Annotated in this window: 9 protein-coding genes and 1 pseudogene; 8 read left to right on the top strand and 2 right to left on the bottom strand. The window is 72.1% G+C overall.

What is annotated here, in order from left to right:
* Positions 1-194: 194 nt before the first annotated feature.
* Positions 195-617, bottom strand: a complete 423-nt coding sequence (locus ABZ208_RS28715) for an ATP-binding protein (RefSeq protein WP_356912346.1) — start codon at positions 615-617, stop codon at positions 195-197.
* Between the two features lie 179 nt (positions 618-796).
* Between ABZ208_RS28715 and ABZ208_RS28710 the strand changes: the two genes are divergently transcribed.
* From ABZ208_RS28710 to ABZ208_RS28680, 7 genes and pseudogenes are all read left to right on the top strand, one after another.
* On the top strand, positions 797-3,583 hold the full coding sequence (locus ABZ208_RS28710) for a nitrate- and nitrite sensing domain-containing protein (protein WP_356912345.1): 2,787 nt from the start codon (positions 797-799) through the stop codon (positions 3,581-3,583).
* The gene (locus ABZ208_RS28705; RefSeq protein ID WP_356912344.1) at positions 3,576-4,028 is read left to right on the top strand and encodes a roadblock/LC7 domain-containing protein; all 453 of its coding nucleotides are present in this window, start codon (positions 3,576-3,578) and stop codon (positions 4,026-4,028) included. The genes ABZ208_RS28710 and ABZ208_RS28705 overlap by 8 nt, the downstream gene beginning before the upstream one ends.
* A gap of 30 nt (positions 4,029-4,058) precedes the next feature.
* On the top strand, positions 4,059-4,427 hold the full coding sequence (locus ABZ208_RS28700; protein ID WP_356912343.1) for a DUF742 domain-containing protein: 369 nt from the start codon (positions 4,059-4,061) through the stop codon (positions 4,425-4,427).
* 119 nt (positions 4,428-4,546) lie between these two features.
* Positions 4,547-4,697 (top strand): annotated as a pseudogene (locus ABZ208_RS28695) (amino acid permease C-terminal domain-containing protein); the annotation flags it as partial.
* A gap of 10 nt (positions 4,698-4,707) precedes the next feature.
* Positions 4,708-5,163: an Lrp/AsnC family transcriptional regulator gene (locus ABZ208_RS28690; RefSeq protein ID WP_328402916.1), complete on the top strand. Its 456-nt coding sequence runs from the start codon at positions 4,708-4,710 to the stop codon at positions 5,161-5,163.
* 269 nt (positions 5,164-5,432) lie between these two features.
* Positions 5,433-6,227, top strand: a complete 795-nt coding sequence (locus ABZ208_RS28685) for a carbon-nitrogen hydrolase family protein (protein WP_356912342.1) — start codon at positions 5,433-5,435, stop codon at positions 6,225-6,227.
* Positions 6,228-6,285: 58 nt separating this feature from the next.
* Positions 6,286-7,980, top strand: coding sequence for an NAD(P)/FAD-dependent oxidoreductase (locus ABZ208_RS28680; RefSeq protein ID WP_356912341.1), 1,695 nt, complete (start codon positions 6,286-6,288; stop codon positions 7,978-7,980).
* A 187-nt stretch (positions 7,981-8,167) separates the two neighbouring features.
* On the opposite strand, the gene ABZ208_RS28675 is transcribed toward ABZ208_RS28680, so the two are convergent.
* Positions 8,168-8,872 (bottom strand): DUF5995 family protein, encoded by a 705-nt coding sequence (locus tag ABZ208_RS28675; protein WP_356912340.1) that lies wholly within the window; start codon positions 8,870-8,872, stop codon positions 8,168-8,170.
* A 173-nt stretch (positions 8,873-9,045) separates the two neighbouring features.
* Between ABZ208_RS28675 and ABZ208_RS28670 the strand changes: the two genes are divergently transcribed.
* The gene (locus tag ABZ208_RS28670; RefSeq protein ID WP_356912350.1) at positions 9,046-10,146 is read left to right on the top strand and encodes a glycoside hydrolase family 6 protein; all 1,101 of its coding nucleotides are present in this window, start codon (positions 9,046-9,048) and stop codon (positions 10,144-10,146) included.
* Positions 10,147-10,259 lie beyond the last annotated feature (113 nt).

The raw sequence follows: 10,259 nt of genomic DNA, 5'->3' as shown, positions 1-10,259 counted from the left end.
CTCTTTTGTGTTGGGGGGCTTCCCCGCCCCGCCTCTTATTCCCCCATCCCCCCTGGGTGGGGGGGCGGTCGGGTCCCCCCCGCCCCCCGCCTCTGCGTCCGTACCGTCTGTCGGTGCGGCTGCGCGGTGCGTCTGTCTGTTCCGCCGGCCTGACCGAGTGCCCCCTGACCGAGCGCCGGGGGAAGCCGAGTGGATCAGCAGCCGGAAGGGGCGCCTGCCGCGCTGCGTATCCAGGTCGCCTGCACCTGCTTCCCGTGCGGCAGGGGGCGGACCTCCACCCGCCCCGCCAGGTGCTGCACCATGTGCCAGCCGAAGCCGCCACCGCCGCCTCCGAGGTCCGGCCGGCGCGCGACGGGCGGCTGCCGGCTGGAGTCCTCCATCGCGACGACCAGGGTGTCCGCGCCCGCCGTCAGATGCAGCCGCCACCAGCCCGTGGTGTGCCGTACCGCGTTGGCGACCAGCTCGGAGACGACCAGGAGCACCGCGTCCAGATCCGCCCAGGGACAGTGCTGGAGCAGGAACGCCGTGGTGGCCGACCGGGCGCCTGCGCTGCCTGATCCGTCACCTGTGTCGTGACGCCGTGATTCCTCGATCACGACGTGCGGTTCTGCGTTCATCGAGGACTCGCCTACCCCGCAGGCCCCCGGATATCGGTGCTCGGAACCCATCGACTTCGTTACCGGAGGAAACCATTGCGCCGACGTGCCAGAATCCCGTAACTTGACGCCGCTACCAAGGGGTAACTAACCGCGGTTGGTCAACTACGTCATCGTGCTCGACATGCTCAGGGGAGACCATGCGACGGCGACTCCGCCGCCCCACGATCCGTGGCCGGATCGTGACACTCACCGTCATACCGGTCGTCGCGCTCCTGATGCTGTGGAGCTTCGCCATGGTCTCCGTCACCGGCGACCTCCGCGCCCTGGTCAGGCTGCAGGGGGTGTACGAGAGCTTCGGTACGCCCATCGACACCGCCGTGGGCCAGATCCAGATCGAACGCCGGCTCTCCGCGGAGTATCTCGGCACGGCACGCAACCGCAGCGAGGCCGCCCTCGCCGCGCTGATGCGGCAGCAGCGGAACACCGACCGGACCGTCGCCGAGATGCGCGACGCGATCGGCGACGGTGAGCGGCGATCCGAGCTCTCCGGCCGTCAGCGGGAGTCCGTCGACGCGATGGGAGCGGCGGTCGACCGCCTCGACGGGCTGCGGGAGCGGGTGCTGGCCAGAGACATCACCTGGGACGGGTCGATCGAGGGCTACACCGGGATCGTCGAGCCGGCCTTCGACGTGCAGTCCACGCTCACCGCGCTGCAGGCCGGCCAGCTCGCGCGTGAAGCGCAGGTCGTCGTGGAACTGGTGCGGGTCCGCGAGTTCGTCTCCCGTGAGGACGCCTTCGTCGCGGGGGCCCGCGCCACCGGAGGCCTCACGGACCGGCAGTACGACACCCTCACCGCCACCATCGAGGACCGGCGGGTCTTCCACCGCACCTATGTCCCCGATCTGGCCGCCGACTCCCGCAGACTGTTCACGGACTTCGAGCGCACCGGCGAGTACCGGGCGCTCGTGGCGGGCGAGGACGCGCTGCTGCGGGCCGGAGCGTCCGGTGCGGGCGCGGCCATGGCCACCGACTCCTGGCGTACGACCACCGACCGGGCGGTCAAGCGCTACATGCTCCTGTGCACCGAGTCGGCGCTCAACGCCGCGGACCGCGGACGGGCCTACGCCTACGACGAGATGGTCAAGGCCGCGGTCGTCGGCGGGGTGGGGCTGATCGCCGTCGGGCTCTCCATCTGGTTCTCGATGACGAGCGGCCGGCGGATCTCGCGGCGCCTGGAGGAACTGCGCGACGCCGCCGACGTGCTGGCCAGCCGTCAGCTGCCCGAGGTGATGGAACGCCTCGCCGCAGGCGAGCGGATCGACCCGGCGGCCGCGGCCCCGCCGCTCGACTTCGGCGCCGAGGCCAAGGACCTGGACGAGATCGGCCAGGTCGGCCAGGCCCTCAACACGGCACGCCTCGCGGCTGTCGAGGCGGCCGTCAAGCAGGCGACGCTGCGCCGTGGGGTGTTCGCCGTACTGCTCAACATCGCCCGGCGCAACCAGGCGCTGGTGCACCGCCAGTCCAAGCTCGTCGACACCCTGGAGCGGCGTACCAGCGATCCGGACACGCTGGAGGACCTGTTCCGCATCGACCACCTGACGACCCGTATGCGCCGCCACGCGGAGGGCCTGATCATCCTCGCCGGCGCCACGCCGGGACGCCGGTGGCGCAAGCCGGTGCCGGTCGTGGACGTCGTCGGTGCCGCGGTGGGCGAGATCGAGGACTACACCCGGGTCGTCGTGCCGCCCATGCCGTCGGTGGGCGTGAGCGCGCAGGCGGTGGCGGACGTGGTGCACCTGATCGCCGAGCTCGTCGAGAACGCCGCGGCGTTCTCCCCGCCGCACACCCAGGTGACCATGCGGACGAGCGAGGTCCGCAACGGCTTCGTCCTGGAGATCGACGACCGCGGCCTCGGCATGGACGACACCGAGCTGGAGGAAGCCCACGGGACGCTCGCCAGGCCCGGCGACTTCGACCCGGCGCAGGACGAGCGTCTTGGCCTGTACATCGTGGGCCGGCTGGCGGAGCGGCACGGCATCGGCGTGACCCTCACGAGGTCCCCGTACGGCGGCACGACGGCGGTGGTGCTGCTCCCCGGCGCGCTCCTCGCCCCGGTCGCACCGACGGACGCCCCGGCGGGGGCCCGGGCCCACCGGCCGGAGAGCACGACGGGGGAGGAGCGGGCGCGGCCCACCCCCGAGGCAGGCTCCGACGGTGCGAGCCCGCTTCCTCACCGCGGCCACGGTGAGACGGACGTGTTGCCCCGGCGTGACCGGGAGCGCGGCCCGGACAGGCCGGGTGCCGGGGTGCCGCAGGGTGACGCGGGCCGGCGCACGCAGGCGGGTGCCTCGTTCGACGAGCACGCCGGCGAGGTCCTGTCCGCCCCCGCCGAGGGGCCGGCCGGTGTGCTTCCGCAGCGACAGCGCAGTCGGGGCGCGGACCGCGGCGAGGGCTCGTCGCAGAGTGGTCGTGGCGCAGCCGGGCAGCCCGGGCGTGACCAGGAGGAACACGGCGGTCCCCTGCCGCAGCGCGGTCGGGACGAGTCCGACGGTCCGGCCGAGCGCCGTCCGGGGGACACGGCGGAGGCGTTCGGCGGCCACGGCGACGTACTGCCGCAGCGTCGGGCTGAGTCCGGCGAGCTGCCCGAGCGTGGCCGGCCGGACCAGGGAGCCCCGTTGCCCCGGCGAGGCCGGGGTGACGGTCCTGCCGAGCCCGGCCCGGTCGAGGCGGCCGGCGAGGTGGTGCCGCATGCGTTGCCCACACGGGTGCGGCAGGCCTCCCTCGCCGCGCCCCTGCGGGACGCGCCCGCCGCGGCGGAGTCCGCGCCCGCACGGGAGGTGTCCGCGGACGAGATGCGTTCCATCTTCGGGTCGTTCCAGCGTGGGCTGGACCGCGGCCGCAGGGGCGAACCCGCAGGACCGGCGCCGGCGAGCAGCACGCCACGCCCTCGCACCACCGATGAAGGGACGCACGACGATGTCTGAGGCACCCGAGCACAGATCCGCCGACGCACCGGCGTACAGCCAGCCGGACCTCGGCTGGCTGCTGGACGAGCTGCTGGCCAAGACCGAGAACGTCCGCCAGGCCGTGCTGCTCACCGCGGACGGCCTCGCGATCTGCGCCTCCCGCGGTATGCCTCGCAGGGACATCGACCACCTGGCCGCCGTCTGCGCCGGGTTCCACAGCCTTGCGAACGAGGCGGGTTCCCGGTTCGGCGCGGGCGACGTGCGGCAGACCATGGTCATGCTCGACGACGCCTATCTCTTCGTCACACCGGCCGGCGACGGCAGCAGGCTCGCCGTGCTGTCCGACTTCGCAACCGACGTCGGCCAGCTCGCCCACGAGATGTCCCTGCTGGTCACGAAGGTGGGTCGGCACATGGCCGTACCCGCGCGATCGGGCGGCCAGGCCGACGACGCAGACCTCTAGCCGACGACGCAGACTTCCGGACGGGCGGCCGTGAGCGACACCTGGTACGAGGACGAGACCGGCCCCATGGTGCGGCCGTACACCGTCACCCGGGGCCGGACCCGGCCCGCCGCCGAGCACTCCTTCGATCTGATGTCGAGGATCTCGGCGACGGCGGCCGACGGCACCGAGTCACGGCTCGACCACGCCCGCAGCTCGCTGCTGGAGCTCGTACGACGGGCACCGCGCCCCGTCGCGGAGATCGCCGCCGACGCGGACCTGCCGCTCACGGTCGTCCGCGTACTGCTGGCCGACCTCGCCGAGGCCGGCCTGATCACCGTGTCCGCACCTGCCGTCCGCACCGGTCTGGAGGACCCCGACCTGCTGCGCGACATCGTCCACGCCCTGCGCAGGCTGTGACGCCCCGCCGGACCCGGGAATTCACCCGGGAGCAAGTGTTTCCCCGTGCTGCCCGTCAGCGCGGAACGTCGCTGGATCACGGGCGTGAGCAGCTGACGCGTAGGCCCGGGCCCGACGGGCCGGTCCTGGGCTTCCTGTTCTGCGCGTTCATGAATGGGGAGTCTTCCGGGCGCCACCTGGATGGTCTTCGGTGGCTGGACGGCTGCCGGGCTCGTGTTCTACTTCCTGTACGGCCTGCGCCGTTCCCGACCGGCCACAGCAGAGAAGTGATCCGCCTCCTGTGCGACTGAACGATCTCGACGAACGCATCGTCCACGCCCTCGCCGAGGATGCCCGTCGTTCCTATGCCGACATCGGCTCACTGGTCGGCCTGTCCGCGCCCGCCGTGAAGCGACGCGTGGACAGGCTGCGGGCCGAGGGGGCCATCACCGGCTTCACGGTCCGGGTCGACCCGGCAGCGCTCGGCTGGGAGACCGAGGGCTTCATCGAGATCTACGCACGCAGCAACACCTCGCCCGAGACCATCCAGCGCGGTCTTGAGCGGTATCCCGAGGTCGCGTCCGCCTCCACCGTCACCGGTGAGGCGGACGCGATCGTCCAGGTCTTCGCCGCCGACATGCGCCATTTCGAGCGGGTGCTGGAGCGGATCGCGGGCGAGCCGTTCGTCGAGCGCACCAAGTCGGTGCTCGTGCTCTCCCCCTTGCTGCGGCGCTTCACGTCGGGCGCGCCGACGTAGACGCTGCGGTGAGCGGCCCGCGCGGCGGCCGAGCCGGTCCGTTGCGCCGCGTCCGCGGACCGGGCCGCCGGTGCAGACGCCCTGGAGGTGACCGCCGTCACATGGCCGCCCGTCGGCACCCGGATGCGCAACGAATCACCGCCAGTGCCCCCGATTGCGCAACAGATCGTGCACCAGCGCGCAACGCTCGCGTCTTGTCCGGGCGGAAGGGCGGAACGTACCTTTTTAGACGTCTCCCCTTCACCTGCCCTATCGCCCGAGGTCATCCCATGCCCCTGCGCACCGCCCTGCTCCAGAGTTCCGGCCGGCCGGGCTCGGTCGCCGAGAACCTGAAGGTGCTGGACGAGGCCGCGGGCCGCGCGGCCGCCGCCGGTGCCGGGCTGCTGGTGTGCCCCGAGATGTTCCTGACCGGGTACGCGATCGGGGACGACGTACCCCGACTGGCCGAGCCCGCCGACGGCGCCTCTGCCGCGAGCGTCGCGGAGATCGCCGTGCGCCACGGCCTCGCGGTCCTCTACGGCTACCCCGAGCGCAACGGCGAGCTGATCCACAACTCCTCCCAGCTGATCTCGGCGAACGGCGACCGGCTCGCGAACTACCGCAAGACCCATCTCTTCGGCTGCTTCGAACAGGAGTGGTTCACGCCCGGCGACCAGTCTGTGGTGCAGGCGGAACTCGACGGCATCCGGATCGGCCTGCTGATCTGCTACGACGTGGAGTTCCCGGAGAACGTCAGGGCGCACGCCCTGGCCGGTACGGATCTGCTGCTGGTGCCCACCGCGCAGATGCACCCCTTCCAGTTCGTGGCCACCTCGGTCGTCCCCGTCCGGGCCTTCGAGAGCCAGATGTACATCGCGTACGTCAACAGGACAGGCCCCGAGGGCGAGTTCGAGTTCGTCGGACTCAGCTGCCTCGCAAGCCCCGACGGAACCGTCCGTACCCGCGCCGGCCACGGCGAGGAGCTGGTGTTCGGCGAGGTCGACCCCGTGCTGCTCAGCGCCTCGCGGGAGACCAACCCCTATCTGCGCGACCGGCGCCCCGGCCTCTACGGCTCCCTCGCCTGACGCCTTCCCGACCCCCCGCCCCGCTGCTTCACCCTTCCGTGCAAGGAGTCCGTACCCCATGACGTCCACGGTGCCCACCACCGCCGTCCAGCACAGCGACGCGCAGCCGCCCATCACCATGTTCGGCCCGGACTTCCCGTACGCCTACGACGACTATCTGGCCCACCCCGCGGGCATCGGCCAGATACCGGCGACCGAGCACGGCACCGAGGTCGCGGTCATCGGCGGCGGCCTCTCCGGCATCGTCGCCGCGTACGAGCTGATGAAGATGGGCCTCAAGCCGGTCGTCTACGAGGCGGACAAGATCGGCGGCCGGCTGCGCACCGTCGGCTTCGACGGCTGCGACCCCGAGCTCTCCGCCGAGATGGGCGCCATGCGCTTCCCGCCCTCCTCGACGGCGCTGCAGCACTACATCGACCTGGTGGGCCTCACCACGCAGCCGTTCCCCAACCCGCTCGCCCCGTGCACCCCGTCGACGGTCGTGGACCTCAAGGGCGAGTCGCACTACGCCGAGACCATCGACGACCTGCCGCAGGTCTACCGCGATGTGATGGACGCCTGGAACGCCTGTCTGGAGGAGGGCGCGGACTTCTCCGACATGAACCGCGCCATGCGTGAGCGCGACGTCCCGCGCATCCGGGAGATCTGGGCCAAGCTGGTCGAGAAGCTGGACAACCAGACGTTCTACGGCTTCCTCTGCGACTCCGAGGCCTTCAAGTCCTTCCGGCACCGCGAGATCTTCGGCCAGGTCGGCTTCGGCACCGGAGGCTGGGACACCGACTTCCCCAACTCCATCCTGGAGATCCTGCGGGTCGTCTACTCCGAGGCCGACGACCACCACCGCGGCATCGTCGAGGGCAGCCAGCAGCTGCCGCTGCGCCTGTGGGACCGCGAGCCGGCCAAGATCGTCCACTGGCCCCTCGGTACGTCGCTGAGCTCGCTGCACGACGGCGACCCGAAGCCGGCCGTGACCCGCCTCCACCGCACCGCGGGCAACCGGATCACCGTCACCGACGCCTCCGGCGACATCCGCACGTACCAGGCGGCGATCTTCACCGCGCAGTCCTGGATGCTGCTGTCCAAGATCGCGTGTGACGACTCCCTCTTCCCCATCGACCACTGGACGGCGATGGAGCGCACCCACTACATGGAGTCCTCCAAGCTGTTCGTCCCGGTCGACCGTCCGTTCTGGCTCGACAAGGACGAGATCACGGGCCGCGACACGATGTCGATGACCCTCACCGACCGGATGACCCGCGGCACGTACCTGCTCGACAACGGGCCGGACAAGCCCGCCGTCATCTGCCTCTCGTACACCTGGTGCGACGACAGCCTCAAGTGGCTGCCGCTGTCCGCGAACGAGCGGATGGAGGTCATGCTGAAGTCGCTCGGCGAGATCTACCCGAACATCGACATCCGCAGCCACATCATCGGCAACCCGGTCACCGTGTCGTGGGAGAACGAGCCGTACTTCATGGGCGCGTTCAAGGCGAACCTGCCCGGTCACTACCGCTACCAGCGCCGCCTGTTCACGCACTTCATGCAGGACCGTCTCCCCGAGGACAAGCGCGGCATCTTCCTGGCCGGCGACGACATCTCGTGGACGGCCGGCTGGGCCGAGGGAGCCGTGCAGACCGCGCTGAACGCCGTGTGGGGCGTGATGCACCAGTTCGGCGGAGCCACCGACCCCACCAACCCGGGCCCCGGCGACCTCTACGACGAGATCGCGCCGGTCGAGCTGCCCGAGGACTGACCGCCGGCGGCGCCCGAGGGCGGGTGCCGCCCAGGGACTTCCGCCGACACTCCTCCTGCGGCCCGGCGGCCGCGGGAGGCACCCCACCCGCCGGCGGACCGACCTGCCGCCCGGGGGACGGCCGCGATCCGGCCGCCCCGGGCGGCGCTCAACCTGTCAACGACCCTGTGGCCGGCGGAAGCCGGGGTCAGCGCCAGGGTGTGAGCAGGCAGCGGCCGACCAGGCCGACGCCGGCGTCCAGCCGCTGGGTGAACTCCTCGGCCAGCTCCGGCAGATCGCGCAGCCGCCACAGCAGCCGCGCCGCCGTCCAGGCACCGTCACGCGCCCGCTCCAGACTCCATGATCCGGCCAGGTGGGTCAGCGGGTCGGCGATCTGCAGCAGGTCGGGGCCGGGCATCAGATCCTCGCGGACACGTTCCTCGAGCAGTTCGAGGATGTCGCCGACCCGGTCGAACTCGTCCTCCACCTCCGCCGGTTCGCAGCCGAGGGCACGGCAGGTGTCCACCACGGCGAGTGCCAGGTCATGGCCGACATGGGCGTTGATCCCCGCAAGCGCGAACTGCAGGGGCCGGACGCCGGGATGGCGGCGGTACTGGAACAGCGGCCGCCAGCAGGCGGGCGGACGCACACCGTCGCCGGCCGCTTCCACGGCCGTGAGATAGCGCTCGGCGAAGAGCACGCTCAGGGTGGCGGCGGCCCGCGGATCGGGGAAGCCGCCGCGGTCGATACGCCGTCCGATCTCTTCGGTGACGGTCAGATAGACCCGGTTGAACACCGCGAGCCCGTCGCCGGCCGGCCAGGCGGAGCCGTACGCGGACATACGCTCCACCACCGAGCCGACCGCGGCCGGGCCGAAGCCCGGCCGGACAGCGAAATGCTCCATCTGCGCCATGAACGAAGGGTCCCAGCCATAGGCTCGTGGCCGTGGTGCCCGGCCGGGGCTTCCCCAGAACGGGGGAACGACGGGGCTGCCGGGGTCACCTGGAGGGGGAGATCGTGTCAGGCGTCCGTACTCAACGCCGCGCCGAGCGCACTGCCGGACGGCGCGCCGCGCGCCGTCGGGCGATGGTGACGGCCGCATCGGCCGTGGTCGCGGCCGCGGCGGCGGCCGGTGTGCTGTCGCAGACGTCGCGGGACGACGGGACCAAGCGGGCGGCCCCCTCGGTCACCAAGGCCACGGCCCCCGCCCCGCTGCCCGTCCTGCCGTCCCCGACGCCCACCCCGCCCAAGCCCAGCGCCTCGCCGAGCCGGGCGCCCGAGCCGTCCCGGTCCGCCGCCCCCAGACCCGTACGCCCCCGCACCACCGCTGCCTCCCTGTACCGGCACCCCGGGTCACAGGTGCTCGACTGGGTCCGCGCGCACCGCAGCGACCCGAGACGGAGCGTGATAGAGGCGCGGATCGCGGCACAGCCCAGTGCCGTCTGGTTCACCGAGTACGACCCCGGTGCCGTCACGGGCAAGGTGCGGTCGGTGACGTCGGCAGCCGCGGCGGCGAACCGCACGGCCGTCCTGGTGGCCTATGCGATACCGGACCGGGACTGCGGGGGAGCCTCCGAGGGAGGCGCCCCGGACCTCGGCGCGTACGATCGCTGGATCGGCGAGTTCGCGGCCGGCCTCGGCGACAAGCCGGTCCTCGTGATCCTCGAACCCGACTCGATCGCCCAGGCCGACTGTCTGTCCGCCGGTCAGCGGTCGGCACGCTTCGCCGCCCTCGGACGCGCCGCGCGGACGCTGAAGGCGGCCAACCCGCGTGCCAAGGTCTACTTCGACGCGGGGCACTCCGGCTGGCATCCGGTGGCCGAGCAGGCCGCTGCGCTGCGCTCGGCCGATGCGGGCACCAGTGGCGACGGCATCTTCACCAATGTCTCCAACTTCCACGGCACCGCCGAGGAGGTGGCCTACGCGCGTCGGGTGCTGGCGGCGCTCGGGGGCCGGCCGGGCCTCGGAGCCGTCATCGACACCAGCCGCAACGGCAACGGTGCGCCGCCGGCCGGTCAGTGGTGCGACCCGGACGGGCGGGCGATCGGCCGCGCGCCGACCACCGACACCGGCGAGGCGGACATCGACGCCTATCTGTGGGTCAAGCTGCCGGGGGAGTCGGACGGCTGCAAGGGCGGCGCCGGGTCCTTCACGCCCGAGTACGCCTACGAGTTGGCGACGGGCTGACCACTGCCGCCGCTCGTGGCCCGACCGGTTGCCCTCGACGCCGCTGTCGTACGGCGAGGTGCCGGAGGCTGACGCCGCCGACGCCGATGGTGACGCCCGCGGTGGCCGGGACC

It is taken from the genome of Streptomyces sp. NPDC006208 (assembly GCF_040613775.1).
GTDB lineage: Bacteria > Actinomycetota > Actinomycetes > Streptomycetales > Streptomycetaceae > Streptomyces.
The sequence above is the reverse complement of the archived record's forward strand: the minus strand, read 5'-3'. Positions and strand labels throughout refer to the sequence as shown.

Excerpts from the sequence above, each read along its gene's own strand:
- ABZ208_RS28715 (WP_356912346.1), bottom strand. The coding sequence starts at position 617 with ATGAACGCAGAACCGCACGTCGTGATCGAGGAATCACGGCGTCACGAC.
- ABZ208_RS28710 (WP_356912345.1), top strand. The coding sequence starts at position 797 with ATGCGACGGCGACTCCGCCGCCCCACGATCCGTGGCCGGATCGTGACA.
- ABZ208_RS28705 (WP_356912344.1), top strand. The coding sequence starts at position 3,576 with ATGTCTGAGGCACCCGAGCACAGATCCGCCGACGCACCGGCGTACAGC.
- ABZ208_RS28685 (WP_356912342.1), top strand. The coding sequence starts at position 5,433 with ATGCCCCTGCGCACCGCCCTGCTCCAGAGTTCCGGCCGGCCGGGCTCG.
- ABZ208_RS28680 (WP_356912341.1), top strand. The coding sequence starts at position 6,286 with ATGACGTCCACGGTGCCCACCACCGCCGTCCAGCACAGCGACGCGCAG.
- ABZ208_RS28675 (WP_356912340.1), bottom strand. The coding sequence starts at position 8,872 with ATGGCGCAGATGGAGCATTTCGCTGTCCGGCCGGGCTTCGGCCCGGCC.
- ABZ208_RS28670 (WP_356912350.1), top strand. The coding sequence starts at position 9,046 with ATGGTGACGGCCGCATCGGCCGTGGTCGCGGCCGCGGCGGCGGCCGGT.